Genomic DNA, 15,777 nt, shown 5'->3' with positions numbered 1-15,777 from the left:
ACCTGGAATGACCTTGGAATGATTCGCCTCATCACCGCGCCCCCGACCGGGGGTAGCGCGGTGATGACGGCCTTGTGGCAGCCCACCGGCGGAAACGGCGTCATGGCGGACGAGCCTGAAGACGGCCTCAACGATGCTCCCCATTTCCACGGCCATCGCGACCGGCTGCGGGCGCGGTTCCGTGAGGTGGGCGCGGCCGCCCTGGCCGATTACGAGTTGCTGGAACTGCTCTTGTTCCGCGCCGTGCCGCGCCGCGATGTGAAGCCCCTCGCCAAGGCCCTGCTGGACCGGTTCGGCTCGTTCGCCGAGGTGATCACCGCGCCGGTGCCACGCCTCGCCGAGGTGCCGGGGGTGAAGGATGCCATCATCACCGAGCTGAAGGTGGCCGAAGCCGCCGCCCAGCGGCTGGCCAAGGGCCAGGTGAAGCGGCGCCCGGCCCTCTCCTCATGGAGCGCCGTCATCGATTATTGCCGCACCGCCATGGCCTATGCCGATCGCGAGCAGGTGCGGGTGCTGTTCCTCGACAAGCGCAACCAGCTGATCACCGACGAGGTGCTGCAGACCGGCACCGTGGACCATGCCCCCGTCTACCCGCGCGAGGTGGTGAAGCGGGCGCTGGAGGTCTCCGCCTCCGCCCTCATCCTGTGCCACAACCATCCCACTTACTCATTTTGATCCCGCCGGATCACGCTCAAACCAGCTTAATCACTAAGAAATTCGTGCAGTTTTAGCATTGCGTACAGGGGGCGGTTACGGCAAATTGGGGGTTGTAAAAGGGGTAGAAACCGGCCTCCCGCTCCCAGCTAACGCCCCCCGTTTCTCCTCGACCGATCCCAGTTCCGGAAAGGAGGAAACGCCATGCCTGCCCTGACCGATACCGCGATCCGACATGCGCTGAAGCGGGTCGAGATCAGCCGCAAGCAAGAGAACCTCGTCGATGGCGAAGGGCGCGGCACCGGCCGTCTCGTCCTCGTCCTGAAACCCATGCCAAAGCGCGTCACTGCCGACTGGATGGCGCAGCAATGGCGTGACGGCAAACGTACCAAGAAGAAGATCGGCGCCTATCCATCGATGCCGCTCGCCCAGGCCCGCGAGATCTACAAGCGCGACTTCGCTGACGTAATCCAGAAGGGCCGGAGCATCAAGATCGCGACCGACACGCGACCCGGCACGATCGCCGATCTGTTCGCCGGCTACGTTGCAGCGCTCAAGACCGCCGGGAAATCATCCTGGAAGGAGACCGAAAAGGGCCTCAACAAGATCGCGGACACACTCGGGCGCAACCGCCTCGCCCGTGAGATCGAAGCGGAGGAAATCATCGAATTGATCCGCCCTATCTACGATCGCGGTGCCAAATCGATGGCCGACCATGTGCGCACCTATATCCATGCTGCCTTTAGCTGGGGGATGAAGTCCGACAACGACTACCGGCAGCAGTCCTCTCGCCGCTTCCGCATCCCCTTCAACCCAGCGGCGGGCATTCCGACCGAACCCAAGGTCCGAGGCACACGCTGGCTCGACGAAGACGAGTTCGTCCAACTCTATCGCTGGCTCGAATGCCCCGACACGCCGGTTCATCCACCTTATGCCCGCGCCGTCAGGATCATCATGCTGACAGGCCAACGGGTCGAGGAAATTGCCAAGCTCCACATTGACCAATGGGACGCTAAGGAGAAAATCATCGACTGGTCTAAGACCAAGAACGATCTACCTCATGCCATTCCGGTGCCGGAGTTGGCTGCAGAACTGCTCGCATCCATCAACGTCAACGAATACGGCTGGTTCTTCCCGTCAGCCAAAGACCCGTCGAAACCGGTCAGCCATGGCACGCTCTATTCGTTCATGTGGCGCCAGCGGGATCGCGGCGTAATCCCCTATGTCACGAACCGCGACCTGCGCCGGACCTTCAAGACGCTGGCCGGTAAGGCGGGCGTCTCGAAGGAAATCCGCGATCGCCTCCAGAACCATGCTTTGCAGGATGTCAGCTCCAAGCACTACGACCGTTGGCACTACATGGTAGAAAAGCGCGCCGGTATAGCGAAATGGGACAAGTTCGTCCGCGCCATGCTGGCGAAGAAGCGCCTGAAGGCGGCCGCATGACCTCCCGGCCGTCCATACCCAACTCTCGCCGCGCCAAGACAACTCCCGCGCCGACGGCCTTCGTCGCCGATCTCAAGCAAAAGATGGCCGAGGCGCAGCATCTCGCCAACCACCGTAAGCGGCGGCGCGCTTCCACCGCGCGGCATCTGGCGAAGTCCGCGATTCCGGCATCACTTCGCCCGCCTGGCGGCTCTCCACTCCCATGGCGCGATGAACTCCGTCCCCCAAATGCCTGCGGCCGCTATCCGTGCCTCCTCCTCTTCGGGCAGATATTCCCGGCTGTACCGCACGAAGGCGAGCGCCCAGCCGGCACGAACCATGGACGCGCCCACGTCCTGCCCCGCTACCTCGCAATGCGCGAGCATACGCCCGTATCGATCCCGACCCGCCGCCACACATGTCACCGTGTGCTCGCCCAGCATGTCAGCGAGAAAGAAGGCTGCGTTCCGCCCACAACGAATCGCCTCGCCCGTCGCCCGATCGACGCAGGTTTGTCGGCTCTCAGGTGCATCGATCCCTTCCAGCCGAATGCGGGTACCATGGATTTCCAAAGTATCTCCATCGATCACGGACGCTTGCCCGGCGATCGGCTCTCCAGCCGCAGCGGAACCTGAATTTGCTATTAGCGAAAAGACGATCAGCGACGCCAGGATGCGCATTTGCCGTTGGATTTCCTGTAGCTCGGCCCGCCACGAGAGCCGCAAGCGACCTGCTGAGAAAAGTCCCGGGCGGCCTTAGCGACAACACCAGCCGAAATGGCCGGAACGGATAAAATATGGGCCTCCGCTCCCGAATTCACCCCGAGCAAACCGACGATGCTGGCGATGAAAAATCCCCTCATGACATTCCCCCATCTATTCCCCGCTCCCGCCTGCATCGGGCCGAAACGCGTAGCTTATGGTTGCGGAACTCGCCGCCTACTGTCCATAGGTAAAGAGTAGCCCTTCTCTTCGCCCACCGCGCGATGGCGTACGGGAGTTAGGTCGTTAGGCAGGGCTGGCGCCGATCGCACCGATGGGTGCCCACGCCGCGGGATTGTGGCAACTCAAGCCTAGCCAAGGCGACCATCGATACGCGAGAATGGTGCGTTAACGGCAGTTTTCGGTGGCGCCATCATTCAGGGGGGATGCATGTCTTCGTCCGAGTTCGATCAGATCCCATTCCCGACTGACCCAGGTCTAGTCGACAATCCCGAACCGCGCTGTCCCTGCCTTCTTCTCCTCGATACCTCACATTCAATGAGCGGGGCACCTATCAGCCAACTGAACGCTGGCGTTGCAACCTTCAAAGAGGAGCTGGCAGCCGACGCGATGGCAATGAAGCGGGTGGAAATTGCCGTCGTGACCTTCGGCCCGGTCAATGTGATCACCGATTTCGTTACCCCTGATATGTTCTTCCCTACGGCTTTGCCCACAACGGGTGATACCCCTATGGGTGCCGCGATCGAGCAAGGCCTGGAGATGCTTCGGCAGCGCAAGACTGCCTACAAGGCAAACGGCGTCGCCTACTACCGTCCATGGGTCTTCCTGATTACAGACGGGAGTCCCACAGACAGCATCGGGCACGCCAGCCAGCTTGTCAGGGAGGGGGAGGAAAGCAAGGCTCTTTCCTTCTTTGCAGTGGGCGTCAAAGGCGCCGACATGGACTCCCTATCGAAACTTTCGGTGAGGGCGCCGCTTCAACTTTCGGGGTTGAAGTTCCGTGAACTTTTCCAGTGGCTTTCAGCTTCACTTAGTGGGGTTTCCCGTTCTCAAGTCGGAGATTCTGTCGCCCTGCCGACTCCGACTGGTTGGTCCTCGGTCTGAAGCATGTCGCAGGAGCCATGGCGATTCGCTTTGGCGTCTACGATTGGCACCTCTCATGTCGCAAGCGGCCTGCCGTGCCAGGATCGCTCGCTATGTGAGGTCCTCGAAACGCCTCACGCAACCTATCTGGTTTCCGTCGTCTGCGATGGCGCCGGCAGCGCAGCCTATTCCGATGTCGCAGCGGAGCTTGCCTCGCAGACGCTCTTGGAGCTGGTGGAGTTGTACGTCACCGGCGGTGGGTTGCTGCGGGATCTTTCCCGGGACATCGCACAAGGCTGGATTTCCGAAATCTCAGATGCGCTCGCAGCGCGGGCTCAAATCAGTGCACACGCCGTGCGCGACTACGCCTGCACCTTATTGGCCGCCATCGCTGGTCCCTCCGAAGCTGCTTTTATGCAGATCGGCGACGGTGCAATCGTGGTCACGCACGGAGAAGCGGACGGCTGGAGCTACGTCTTCTGGCCGCAACACGGCGAGTACGCCAACTCCACCAACTTCGTTATCTCCCCAAACGCGGCGGATGCTCTTGAGTTCGAGATCGCACCCAGACGCATCGACGAGTTGGCGATGTTTTCTGACGGTATTGAAAATGTCGTCCTGCACCTTGCATCGCGTACAGTCCATGCTCCCTTCTTCGACGCCATGATGGCACCCGTCAGAGCTTCTCCGAGTATGGGGCTTGACGATAGGCTGTGCCGCGGCTTGTCGGCGTACCTGTCTTCGCCCTCGCTTTGCGCCAGGACGGATGACGACAAGACGTTGATATTGGCCTCGCGCATGGCGCCTTCAGTGGAGCAAAAATGAACAAGCGGCCGCCTGCAGTTATCGATAGCGCTGGCCGTCCTGTTCCGTTGGGCGCTCGCCTCGGACAAGGTGGTGAAGGTGCTGTATATGAGGTGACAGATAAGAAAGAAACAGTAGCTAAGGTCTATCATAGAGCGCTTTCCGCCGACCGGACCGCCAAGATCACGGCCATGACGACGATCGCCAATCAGAATGTCGTTCAACTTTCTGCATGGCCGCTAGATCTTCTCAAAGAGCGCAGCGGCAGCCCCATCGGGCTTCTAGGGCTGAGACTCGATCAGAGCCAGAAGGCGACGGCGGTGGCGAGCGCTACGGCTGAGAGGAAGTTGACAGCGAGTTTGTCGTAGCGGGTGTGGACGCGCCGAAAGTCCTTGAGGCGACAGAAGGCATTCTCGATCAGATGGCGGCCCCGGTAGCGCGCTTCGTCATATCGGATGGTACGTTTGCGGTTGCGACGGCCCGGTATGACGGGCGTGGCGCCCGCTTCGCGAGCCAGGTGGCGTAAGCGGTCGGCATCGTAGCCCTTGTCGCCCAGCAGGTAACGCATGGGCCCGGCCCGTTCGAGAAGCTCGGGGGCGGCCTTCATGTCGCTCACGTTTCCGGGTGTCAGCATCAGCGCGTAGGGACGGCCGATGACGTCGGTGAGCGCGTGGATCTTGGTTGTCCAGCCGCCACGCGAGCGGCCGATCGCCTGCGCTGTCCGCCCCCTTTTGCCCCGAATGCCGCGCGCTGCGCCTTGATGTAGGTGCTGTCGATTGCTGTGCTTTTCGTGACCGCACCGGCCTCCACCAGCGCGTCGAGCAACTGGAGCCAGAAGCCCCGGCGAGACCAGCGATTGAAGCGATTGTAGACCGTCGTCGATGGCCCGTAGTCGGCCGGACAATCGCACCAGCGGCAGCCGACCTTGAGGACGTGCAGGATGCCGGAGATCACCCGCCGGTCATCAACACGCCGCGCACCGGGTTGGTTTTTCGGCAGATGCGGTTCGATCGCCGCCCACGCCGCATCCGACAACCAGAACAATGCCATACGCCGCCTCCCGTGATCCATGCCCCTGTGAATCAGGAAAACCGCCCCTCCTCAACCCCATGATTGGGTTTCGATCCTAGCTTTTGCGAGCTTCACAGGAGTGTCTGATGGGCACACGGCGTCGGGTGTTTCCGGAGGTGTTCAAGCGAGAGGCGGTTGAGCGGGTGACCTCCAGCGGCCTTTCCGCCTCACAAGTGGCACAGGAACAGGGTCTGCACGAGACGGTTCTGCGCCGATGGGTGAGAGATCTCGCACCCCAGGCGACGGGGCCGGCGCGGCGCCCGATCCCGCAGGTGGCGGCCCCGTCGCCGGCCGACCTTGCTGCGGAGAACGCCCGGCTCAGGCGGGAGAACGAGCGGTTGCGGATGGAGCGCGACATCTTAAAAACGTATGGCCCGCCCCGTCCGCAAGGGGGGTGTCGAAGATGGCAAGGTGGTCTGCATCAACGTATCCGGTCTCAAGGCTGAAGCCTCGGCCAAGATGGATATCCGCGCGGCCTGATCCTCATAAAAGCGCCGGTGCCGAGCACCACATTTAAGATCAGGTTTTCAGGCTGCCGGTACGACCTGTTATGCCATCTTTACTTCACCTCTCGCAGACATCTTGAGCGTGCGGCGTTCCCCGCCCGCTGTTCCGGGTGATTAGGCGGCGTCAAGCGCGTGCCGATCGAAGTCCTTCTGCGTATGCAACACCGCCCATGCGATGCGCGCCAGCTTCGCCGCCAGCGCCACAACCACGACATTGGGATGCGCGCGGGTCAGCATGGTCTTGAGCCAAGTGCCCAAGGGGTTCAGCTTCGCCGCGAGATGCGGCATGGCGGCTCGGGCACCGTGAATCAGCTGCTTGCGCAAATAGCCGTTCCCGCGTTTGCTGATCCCGAGAAGCTTCGTCTTGCCGCCGGTCGAGTGTTGCCGAGGCGTCAGGCCGAGCCATGCGGCCAGATCCCTTGCCTTGGCGAACGCGCTACCGTCGCCGATAGCCGCCAGCAATGCGGTCGCGTTGATGACGCCGATGCCGGGGATTGTCGCCAGGCGCCGGGCCTGTTCATCCTCGCGGGTCAGCGCGGCGAGCTCATCGTCATAGGCCTTGATCTTTTGGTCGAGCCCCGCCCATTCCTTGTGGAGGTCAGCCAATAAGGTGCGCGTACGCGCACTGACAGCCGGATCGCCAGCCATGAGTTCTTCGAGGCGACCCATCAGGTTGACACGCCCCTTTGGCAGGACGATGCCGCGCTCAAGCAGCACCGCCCGCAACTGGTTGATCAGCGCGGTGCGCGCGTTCACCAGCCGCTCCCGCACCCGGTGCAGGATCTGGAGATCGAGCTGAGCTTCGCTCTTCAGCGAGACGAAGCGCATCGTTGGCCGTGTCGCCGCTTCGGCGATCGCCTCGGCGTCACGGTCGTCGGTCTTCTGCGCCTTGACATAGGGCTGCACATATTCCGGCGACATCAGCCGGATCGCGTGTCCGTGCAGTGCTAGCGTCCGGCCGAGAAAGTGCGCGCCGCAACACGCCTCCATCGCAATGACACATGCGGGCAACGTCGCCGCGAACGCCACGATCGCTTCGCGCGTCAGCCGCTTGCGCATCACCACGGCACCGGTCGCGTCCATGCCCGCCAAGCTACAGCTATTCTTGCCCAGATCGATCCCGAGCACGGCGATAGGGGGCTTCGTCATCGGTCCTCTCCTCCAAATCCGACATCGTCATCATGCCGGGAAGTGAGGGGCGGGCCATTCCATAAAAGCCGCGCTCATCTTCGGAGCGGCCGCCCGATGACGTTCGGGTTCGTCGATGAGCATCGCGCTGTGTGGCCGGTCCGTGTGATGTGCGCGGCCCTGGGGCTGTCCGCCAGCGGCTATTATGCCTGGCGCGCACGGCCGGAGAGCTTGCGCGCGCAGACCAACCGGGCACTCACCGACGACATCCGGCTGATCCACGCGGAGAGCCGCCGAACCTATGGCGCCCCCCGGATCCATGCGGTCCTGAGGGGGCACGGTCGGCGCGTGGGCCGGTCCCGGATCGAGCGGCTGATGCGCCGCGCCGGCATAAGGGGCCTGGCCGCCGTGCCACGGCGCACGCGGACGACCGACAGTTGCCATTCCTATCCGATCGCTCCCAACCGGCTCGCCCGCAACTTCGCGACCTCAACACCGAACCAGGTCTGGCTGGCGGACCTCACTTACATCCCCACAGGCGAGGGCTGGCTCTACCTTGCCGGCGTGCTCGACATGCACACCCGCAAGCTGGTCGGCTGGTCCATGCGCGAGACATTGCACACACAGATCGCGCTGGAGGCCCTCGCCATGGCCATCGCGCGCCAGAGGCCGGCACCCGGCCTGATCCACCACTCGGACCGCGGCATCCAATATGCGGCCGAGGCCTACCGCGGGGCACTTGCCACCGCAGGCATCACCCCATCCATGAGCCGCAAGGGCGATTGCTGGGACAATGCACCCATGGAGAGCTTCTTCCACACCCTGAAAACCGAGAGGGTTCATCATCGCCTCTATGCCACCAGGGCCGAGGCGAGACGGGACCTGTTCGGGTACATCGAGGGCTTCTACAATCCCCGCCGCCTGCATTCGGCCCTCGGCTACATCAGCCCAGCCGAGATGGAACGCAGAGCGGCTTAACCCCGTCCACTTTTCCGGGGGAAGATCACTCCCGCACCATCTGCCGCCAGACCTTGCGTGCCCCGTACACCTCGAAGTTCTCGGCGAACACGCGCTCGATCTGGGGCCGCAAGGCTGCGTCCCGCCTCGCCCGTGCCGAGCACTTCGAGGGATCAAGCCGCTGGGCGACATGCGCATGATAGGTCGATGGGGCGATCGGCAGGACCTTGCAGATCGGCTCGACCCCATACGCACCGCGATGATCGTCGATGAACGCGATCATGTCTTCGACCGGCGGTCGAGCTCCGCCAGGGCGAAATACGCCGACGTCTTGCGCAGGATCTCGTTCGCCTGCCGCAGCTCGCGGTTCTCGCGCTCAAGGGCCTTCAGCTTCGCCGCCATATCTGTCGATACGCCAGCCCGCTTGCCGGCATCGACTTCGGCCTTCCTCAGCCACTCGTTCAGTGAGTGCGCCGAGCAGCCGATCTTCGCCGCAATCGACACGATCGCTTGCCAGCGCGAAGGGTGTTCAGCCTCGTGATCCAGCACCATCCGCACCGCACGCGAACGCACCTCAGGCGAGAACTTGTTCGTCGTCTTGCTCGTCATAGCCCCATCCTCTCAGGAGTTGGGGCCTCCGGCAAAGCCGGGGCGGTTCAGATGCCTCCACCCTCTCCGCTCTCCTCGCGCCCCTGGATGCCTGCGAACGGCTCAAAGCTATACGCCGCGGCTAGCCAAGCTAACGCTGCCGAGAACGCCAGAACGTTTGGACGGGGAATCGCCTAGCTGAACGGAGCTCGCGGCTTTGATGGGCGAGCCCGCTCGTGAGCCTTGAATATCCTCGTCGAAGAAGGACGCCCAATTCCAGTGCCGGGCGTCCCTGGTTGCTGATCCCCGCCGCCGGTCGTCTCGCAGTAGCCAGAGCGCTCCGGCGGTTGAGACGAGGTCGCTCAAATCACGGAGCGACCGCCATCGATGGCGAAATTGTGCCCCACGACCATCTCCGCTTCAGGCGAGGCGAGATAGAGCACCACCGGGATGATTTCTTCCGGCCGGCCGACGCGGCCCACCGGCGCTCCGGCCATCTGCGCCGCGAGAACGGCGGGATCCGACAGGAAGGGGGCAGTCATCGGGGTGGCGAAGTCGCTGGGCGATACGGCGTTGACATTGATGCCCTTCTTCACCCATTCCACGGCCATCACCCGGGTCATGGCCACCAGCGCCGACTTGCTGGAGCAATAGGCCACCTCGTCGGGGATTGCGGAGATCGCGTCCGTCGACGCGATATTGACGATGCGGCCATAGCCCTTCTCCACCATGGCCGCACCCACTTCGCGGCAGAAGATGAAGGGGCCAGTGAGGTTCGTGTCGAGGACATCCTGCCACTCCTCGTCGCTGGTCTCGAGAGCAGGGCCCATGCGGAAAATGCCCGCGGAATTCACCAGCACGTCGATTTTCCCGAAACGCGTCAGCGCTTCGCCCACCGCCGCCCTGATCTCAGCGGGCTTGCGCACATCGGCGGCAATGCCGGCCGCCTTGACGCCCTTGGCCGCAAGCTCGGTTTCCATCGCCTGGCAGCGCTCAGGATTGCGCCCGACGACAACCACCGCCTCCGCACCGAAGTCCGCAAAAGCGAGCGCTACGGTCTTTCCGAGGCCGCTGTAGCCACCGGTAACGAGAACAACCTGGCCCGTGAAATCAAAGGTGATCGACATTTTTCCTGTCCGTTTCTGGTTCAGCTGCTGCGTCGCGATGATCTACCGCGCCGGCACTTGCGCACCGGAGCGGGGCTGAGGAGCGCCGGCGGCGACGTCACTGCGCCGGCTCATGAGGTGAAAACGGGATGCGGTGTCATTCCGAGGCGGCCAGAAGCATGCTCATGGCCTGTTCGATGAGGGCGGTTTCCTCGGCAAAGCGGCCCGGCGCGCCGGCGCAATGGCCGTAGGGAGACAGCAGCGGCCGCACTTCCGCATTGGGAATGAAGGAGGCTTCCATGGCGGCCTCCTCCAAGGTGAAATAGGCGTCGTGGGCGCCGGGCATGAGGACAGTGCGGGCCGTGATCTCCCTCAGCGCCGCATGCGCCTCACCTCCAATCGCAGCGCCGATGTCCGCCTCCGCCCAGGTGGTGAGCATGGCGAGGAGATCGTTGGCGTCCCACACCTCGTGCTCCAGTTCCCAGGCCCTCAGGAAGGCATCGAGGCTCCTGGCACCAAGCTGGCGATAGAGGCCTTCGCGGAAGAAGGTGGCCGAATAGGCCCAGCCCACGTAGGCGCGCCCGAACGCCCGAAGACCCTTCAGGGGCGGGTGAACATAACGCCCGCCTTGAAAATCGGCATCCGCGGTCAGGGCGGCCTTCACACCTTCGAGGAAGACCCGGTTCAAGGGCCAGCAGCTGGCGGTGCCGCACACCGCCAGCACGGCCTTGACGGACCTCGGATAGGCCGCAGCCCAATGCAGCGACTGGACAGCGCCCATGGACCAGCCGGTAGCGAGCGCAATCCGCCGCACACCCAACTTTTCGATCAACAGCCGGCGCTGGCAGCGGACGTTGTCGAGAATCGAGACCTGGGGAAAATCGGCGCCGAGGCCGTGGCTCGGCGAGGTGGATTCGCCGTTCCCGAACATGTTGGGAATGACGATGAACCAGCGCTCGGGATCAAGCGCGCGGCCGGGGCCGATGATGGGTTCGTAGGAGCGATGGGTCCCGGTGTAATAGGTGGGCATCAAGATGCAATTGTCGCCGGCCTCGTTCAGCCGGCCATGGGTCGCATAAGCGAGCCGCGCGTCGGGCAGCACGCTCCCCGACGTGAGCGAGACATCGCCGAGCTTGAAATAGGCCGTGACGGCCTCGGGCGCAGCAAGGCTGGGCGAAATGGCGGGAGACATGGCATCTGCCTTCGAGCAAGCAACAATCATGTTTTTGAAACGCGAAATTCGAAAAGCGGCGCTGTCGAAGATGGAAAGTTCCTAACTTTCCATCCGATCGATAGGTCATAGAGCTAGAATACTGCCAAGCCAATGGGCATATGCGAGGCTTAATCCGCCGATAACTTACCAATCTCCGGTATTGGGCATGGACGCCCACGGCTCCTCCGGCCGCAGAGGGGCGCCCTTCTGCAGGAGTTCGATGGAGATCAGGTCCGGCGAGCGCACGAACGCCATCCAGCCGTCGCGCGGCGGGCGGTTGATGGTGATGCCAGCCACCCGCAGCCTGGCGCAGGTGGCGTAGATGTCGTCGACCTCGAAGGCGAGATGGCCGAAATTACGCGCCGACCCATAGTCCTCGCCCGAGCCCCAATTGTAGGTCAGCTCCAGAAGGGGGGCGTTCTCGCCAGCGTCGTTCACGTCTGCAGGCGCGCCGAGATAGACCAAGGTGAACTTGCCCGCCTCGGAGTCCATCCGCCGCACCTCCTTGAGCCCGAGATGGGTGCAGAAGAAGGTCAGAGCCGCATCGAGGTCACGGACGCGGATCATGGTGTGCAGGTAATGCATGGCCTTCTCCGTTCAGGGCAAACGGCGCTTGCACGCGCACCCGTTCGAGTTCATTGGAATGATCGGCCTCTTTATTGGGCGGATCCGTCGAGGCGCGCGAGCTTCAAGGTTTCCTCGCGGATAGAGGAGAGGATCTCCTTCTGATATGCGGTGAATTCCGGGCTCGAGATCATCTCGCCATTCCGCGGGCGCGGCAGATTTACATCCACCACCTGCTTGATGCGCCCCGGCATGGTGCTCATGATCATCACCCGGTCGGAAAGGAAGATGGCTTCCTCGACATCGTGGGTCACGAACAGCACGGTCAGGCGGTGCTTCTCCCAGATGGTGGTGAGTTGCTCGTGCAGATGGCGCTTGGTCAAAGCGTCGAGGGCGCCGAAGGGCTCGTCCATCAGCAGCATCTTGGGGCGGTAGGAGAGCGCGCGGGCGATGGCCACCCGCTGCTTCATGCCGCCGGAGAGCTGGGCCGGGAAGCGATCCGCGAACCGGTCGAGGCCGACCAGGGCCAGCGTCTCCATGGCTCGCTCGCGCCGCTCCTTGCGCGGCACGCCCACCGCCTCCAGGGCAAACTCCACATTGCCGAGCGCGGTGAGCCAGGGCATCAAGGAATAGCTCTGGAAAATCATGCCGCGATCGACGCCGGGTCCGACCACCTGCCGGTCGTCCACGAGCACCACGCCCTCATAGTCCTCAGTGAGGCCCGCGACGATGGACAGAACCGTGCTCTTGCCGCAGCCGGAGGTTCCGACCAGGGCCACGAACTCATTGTCGGCCAGAGAGAAATTGACCTTGTCCACGATGGTGACACGCTTGTCGCCCTCACCATAGGACTTGGACACATCCTCCACCTTCAGCTTCGGAAAGGTGCGGGCAGCAGATGCGCCGGTCGCCGACGCCGGCAGGGATAGGCTCGCGGTCTGTGTCATCGAAGGGCTCCTTGCGGGGCGGAGGGCGCTGCGGGGCGTCGCGCTCATGGCCGCGGCCGCAGGTAGCGGAACATGCGATGCTCGGCGCGGCGCATGATCTGATCGGTGATGAGGCCAAGGAAGCCGAGCACCAGCACGTAACCGATGATGAGGTCCGTCTGGAGATAGCGCTGGGCGATGGTAATGCGATAGCCAAGGCCGTTGGTAGCGGCCACAAGCTCGGCCAGCACCAGCCAGGACCAGGCCCAGCCCATGGTGATGCGCAGCGCATCCCAGATGCCGGGCGCGGCCGCCGGCAGCACGATGCGCCACATGATCTTCGGGCGCGACATCTCCAGCGTGCGGCCCACGTCAAGGAGATCGCGCGGGACGCGCTTCACGCAGTCCTGCACCATGAGAATCTGCTGGAAGAACGTGCCCATCCAGATGATGGCGTATTTCTGGATCTCGTTGGTGCCGAACCACAGGATCGACAAGGGCACGAAGGCCACCACCGGCATGTAGCGGATGAAGTCGATCACCGGCTCGACCGCTGTGTTGAGCCGCCCATAGACGCCCATCATGATGCCGCCGGGAATGGCCATGGCGGCCGACAGCACGAAAGCGAACGAGATGCGCCACAGGCTGATGGACAGGTCGCTCCAGAGTTGACCACTCGCGGCCACCTGGATCAGGCGGTTCAACACCGCCTGCGGCCCGGGCAGGAAGATGGGTTTGACCAATCCCGCACCGCTGACGACGGACCAGATCAGGAGCATCACCAGGAAGCTCAGAAGGCTGACGCCCAACGTGCGCGCCTTTTCGCTCCAGAAGGCCGAAAGGATGATGGGCTTTCGCGCCTCGGTCCGTTTCGCTGCAAAAGCCATCTGCATCTCCATGCCGAACATCGGCGTCGGCGGGGTGGACTTGAAACGGCTGCCGACACGGTGCGCCGGCGTGCCTCAGCTCGTCGCGGGAAGAGGGATTGTGCTGCGCCTCGTCGCGCTCAGCGGGAGGGTGAGAAGCGCCGCGGAAGCCGGGCGTCCGCCCCCCTACCCCCTCCCCCGTGAACGGGAGAGGGGGCTTGGCGACCGCGTCGCGTTCACTTGCCGGCGGCCTCCACGAAGCGGCCGTCGATCAACGCCTTGGCGTCCGCCTTCGCCTTGATCTGCTTGGCGCCGAGCATGCCGTCCTGCACCTTGGGCAGGGTCACGTTCATGTATTCGCCCAGGAAGTGCGCCTTGTTCTCCGCGAGGTCGTAATAGACGACGCCATCGAAGGCCGTCTCCAGCTCTTCGGGGCTGGCGCCGACGCCCTTGGCGATGATCGCGCGGGCTTCCTTCGTGTGGGCACGGTAGAAATGCATCCCCTTATCCCAGGCCTTCACCAGCGCGAGCACCTGGCCAGGCTTTTCCTTGATCATCTTCTTGCTCACCACAAGAACATCGGAGATGAGGCCAGGGTCTTCGCCTGCGGTATAGAGAGTGCGCACATCCTTGTTCTGGCTGAGGGCCGTGGTGAGATAAGGTTCGTAGCTGACACCCACCGGCTCCTGCCCGGCGATGACCGCAGTGGCGGCCTGGGCCGGCGACATGGGCACCTTGATGATGTCATCAAGGCTCATGCCGTTGGCCTTGAGCGCATAGTTGAGCAGCACGTCGGAGGTGTCACCCTCCTCATAGGCGACCCGCTTGCCTTTGAGGTCCTTGATGCTCTTGATGTCCTTGCCGGCGAGGATGGCATCGGCCTTCAGCGAGAAGTCTTCCATCATCACAATTGCGACGTCGTCGGAGAGGGTTGAAAGCAGGAGTGCCGAATTACTCGACATGTTCGCGGCCTGGACCTGACCGGAAGTGAAACCTGCAAAGACCTCAGTCACGGCATTGAAGGTGATGATATCCACCCCTTCCAGGCCCTCATCCTTGAAGTAACCTTTATCCTGCGCGATCAGCCAGGGGCCGTAGCCGAGCCAGGGGATGATGCTCATCTTGACCACCCCCGGCTCAGGTTTCGCGGGGATGTCGCCGGCGAAGCTCGGCGTGGCAAAGGTCGGCCCGACGAGAGCAAGGCTCGCCACGGTGCACAGGGCCTGAACAAAGTGCTTCATGTCGTGAGGCTCCGTTTCAATCGGTTGCAAAGAAAGGGTCTCGGGAGGCGAAAAAGTCGGGCGTTCAGCGTTCCGCGAACGCCTTCTCGACGACATAGGACCCGGGTGCAGCATTGCCGCCTTCGATGAAGCCGCGGCTTTCCAGGATGCGGACAGTATCCGCCAGCATTGCTTCGCTCCCGCAGATCATGGCGCGGTCACTGTCCGGATCGAGGGAGGGCAAGCCGAGGTCCGACATGAGCCGTCCTCCCTCGATCAGCTCGGTGACCCGTCCCTGATGCACGAAGGGCTCCCGGGTGCAGGTCGGGTAATAGAGGAGCTGTGCATCAGCCAGCTCGCCCAGATAGGGATGGGCTGCGAGCCCACCCCCGAGCATGTCGCGGAAGGCGAATTCCGCCACCTGCCGGCAGCCATGGACAACGATGATCTTCTCGAACTTTTCGTAGACCTCCGGCGCCCGGGCCAGGGACAGGAACGGGGCGAGCCCCGTTCCGGTGGATAGGAGGTAGAGGTTGCGCCCCGGCAAAAGGCTGTCGGTGACGAGAGTTCCGGTGGGCTTCCGGCCCACCAGGACGTGATCGCCCGGCGCAATGTGCTGAAGGCGCGAGGTCAATGGACCGTCGGGGACGACGATGGAGAGGAATTCCAGATGATCCTCGTAATTGGCACTGGCGATGGAGTACGCCCGCAGCAGCGGGCGACCCTCCACCTCAAGGCCGATCATCACGAATTGCCCGTTCTCGAAACGCAAAGACGGATCACGACTCAGCGTGAAGCTGAATAGTCGCTCGGTCCAGCGCGTCACCGACAGCACTGTTTCGCTGGAAAAGGCATTCGGCTTGGCGGGCGCCTTTGCGGGGGGCGCGCCGCTCGCCGGCGCCGGCCGCGCTGCGGAATGAGCCATTGTCTTCAAGCCCCGAGCG

Annotated in this window: 13 protein-coding genes, 4 pseudogenes and 1 other annotated feature; of the genes and pseudogenes, 6 read left to right on the top strand and 11 right to left on the bottom strand. The window is 63.2% G+C overall.

Going from position 1 to position 15,777, the window contains the following annotated elements; all coding sequences use genetic code 11:
• The first annotated feature begins 102 nt into the window (after positions 1-102).
• Together ACU4E7_RS11595 and ACU4E7_RS11590 are read left to right on the top strand one after the other, a co-directional pair.
• Positions 103-675, top strand: a complete 573-nt coding sequence (locus ACU4E7_RS11595; RefSeq protein WP_447018948.1) for a JAB domain-containing protein — start codon at positions 103-105, stop codon at positions 673-675.
• Positions 676-858: 183 nt separating this feature from the next.
• Positions 859-2,100, top strand: a complete 1,242-nt coding sequence (locus ACU4E7_RS11590) for a tyrosine-type recombinase/integrase (RefSeq protein WP_447018947.1) — start codon at positions 859-861, stop codon at positions 2,098-2,100.
• A gap of 170 nt (positions 2,101-2,270) precedes the next feature.
• On the opposite strand, the gene ACU4E7_RS11585 is transcribed toward ACU4E7_RS11590, so the two are convergent.
• Positions 2,271-2,759: a thermonuclease family protein gene (locus ACU4E7_RS11585; protein WP_447018946.1), complete on the bottom strand. Its 489-nt coding sequence runs from the start codon at positions 2,757-2,759 to the stop codon at positions 2,271-2,273.
• A 471-nt stretch (positions 2,760-3,230) separates the two neighbouring features.
• On the opposite strand from ACU4E7_RS11585, the gene ACU4E7_RS11580 reads away from it, so the two are divergent.
• Both ACU4E7_RS11580 and ACU4E7_RS11575 read left to right on the top strand, forming a co-directional pair.
• Positions 3,231-3,905 carry a vWA domain-containing protein gene (locus ACU4E7_RS11580; protein ID WP_447018945.1) on the top strand — a complete coding sequence of 225 codons (675 nt, stop codon included), beginning with the start codon at positions 3,231-3,233 and terminating at the stop codon, positions 3,903-3,905.
• 3 nt (positions 3,906-3,908) lie between these two features.
• A complete protein-coding gene (locus ACU4E7_RS11575; RefSeq protein WP_447018944.1) occupies positions 3,909-4,709 on the top strand; it encodes a PP2C family serine/threonine-protein phosphatase in 801 nt (266 codons plus the stop codon).
• A 277-nt stretch (positions 4,710-4,986) separates the two neighbouring features.
• Here ACU4E7_RS11575 and ACU4E7_RS11570 read toward each other — a convergent pair.
• Positions 4,987-5,738 (bottom strand): annotated as a pseudogene (locus tag ACU4E7_RS11570) (IS5 family transposase).
• Between the two features lie 107 nt (positions 5,739-5,845).
• Here ACU4E7_RS11570 and ACU4E7_RS11565 point away from each other — a divergent pair.
• Positions 5,846-6,124: pseudogene (locus ACU4E7_RS11565) on the top strand (transposase); the annotation flags it as partial.
• A 255-nt stretch (positions 6,125-6,379) separates the two neighbouring features.
• Here ACU4E7_RS11565 and ACU4E7_RS11560 read toward each other — a convergent pair.
• The gene (locus tag ACU4E7_RS11560; protein WP_447018943.1) at positions 6,380-7,414 is read right to left on the bottom strand and encodes an IS110 family transposase; all 1,035 of its coding nucleotides are present in this window, start codon (positions 7,412-7,414) and stop codon (positions 6,380-6,382) included.
• A gap of 63 nt (positions 7,415-7,477) precedes the next feature.
• Here ACU4E7_RS11560 and ACU4E7_RS11555 point away from each other — a divergent pair.
• Positions 7,478-8,371: pseudogene (locus ACU4E7_RS11555) on the top strand (IS3 family transposase); the annotation flags it as partial.
• A gap of 28 nt (positions 8,372-8,399) precedes the next feature.
• Here ACU4E7_RS11555 and ACU4E7_RS11550 read toward each other — a convergent pair.
• The 8 genes and pseudogenes from ACU4E7_RS11550 to ACU4E7_RS11515 form a co-directional block, all read right to left on the bottom strand.
• Positions 8,400-8,959: pseudogene (locus ACU4E7_RS11550) on the bottom strand (transposase); the annotation flags it as partial.
• Positions 8,559-8,675 (bottom strand) — a sequence feature (AL1L pseudoknot). (Overlaps the previous pseudogene by 117 nt.)
• A 341-nt stretch (positions 8,960-9,300) precedes the next feature.
• Complete coding sequence (locus ACU4E7_RS11545; RefSeq protein WP_447018942.1) at positions 9,301-10,065, bottom strand: SDR family NAD(P)-dependent oxidoreductase; 765 nt, start codon at positions 10,063-10,065, stop codon at positions 9,301-9,303.
• 136 nt (positions 10,066-10,201) lie between these two features.
• Positions 10,202-11,236 carry an alpha/beta fold hydrolase gene (locus tag ACU4E7_RS11540; protein ID WP_447018941.1) on the bottom strand — a complete coding sequence of 345 codons (1,035 nt, stop codon included), beginning with the start codon at positions 11,234-11,236 and terminating at the stop codon, positions 10,202-10,204.
• A gap of 165 nt (positions 11,237-11,401) precedes the next feature.
• Entirely contained in the window at positions 11,402-11,842 is a 441-nt protein-coding gene (locus ACU4E7_RS11535) for a VOC family protein (RefSeq protein ID WP_447018940.1), read from the bottom strand.
• 71 nt (positions 11,843-11,913) lie between these two features.
• The gene (locus ACU4E7_RS11530) at positions 11,914-12,768 is read right to left on the bottom strand and encodes an ABC transporter ATP-binding protein (protein ID WP_447018939.1); all 855 of its coding nucleotides are present in this window, start codon (positions 12,766-12,768) and stop codon (positions 11,914-11,916) included.
• A 44-nt stretch (positions 12,769-12,812) separates the two neighbouring features.
• Positions 12,813-13,634 carry an ABC transporter permease gene (locus tag ACU4E7_RS11525; RefSeq protein WP_447018938.1) on the bottom strand — a complete coding sequence of 274 codons (822 nt, stop codon included), beginning with the start codon at positions 13,632-13,634 and terminating at the stop codon, positions 12,813-12,815.
• A gap of 215 nt (positions 13,635-13,849) precedes the next feature.
• On the bottom strand, positions 13,850-14,854 hold the full coding sequence (locus ACU4E7_RS11520) for an ABC transporter substrate-binding protein (protein WP_447018937.1): 1,005 nt from the start codon (positions 14,852-14,854) through the stop codon (positions 13,850-13,852).
• A 64-nt stretch (positions 14,855-14,918) separates the two neighbouring features.
• A complete protein-coding gene (locus ACU4E7_RS11515) occupies positions 14,919-15,758 on the bottom strand; it encodes a ferredoxin--NADP reductase (protein ID WP_447018936.1) in 840 nt (279 codons plus the stop codon).
• Between the last annotated feature and the right edge of the window lie 19 nt (positions 15,759-15,777).

The organism is Xanthobacter sp. ZOL 2024, from assembly GCF_052932325.1.
Note: the sequence above shows the minus strand (reverse complement) of the source record. Positions and strands in the feature narration are given on the sequence as shown.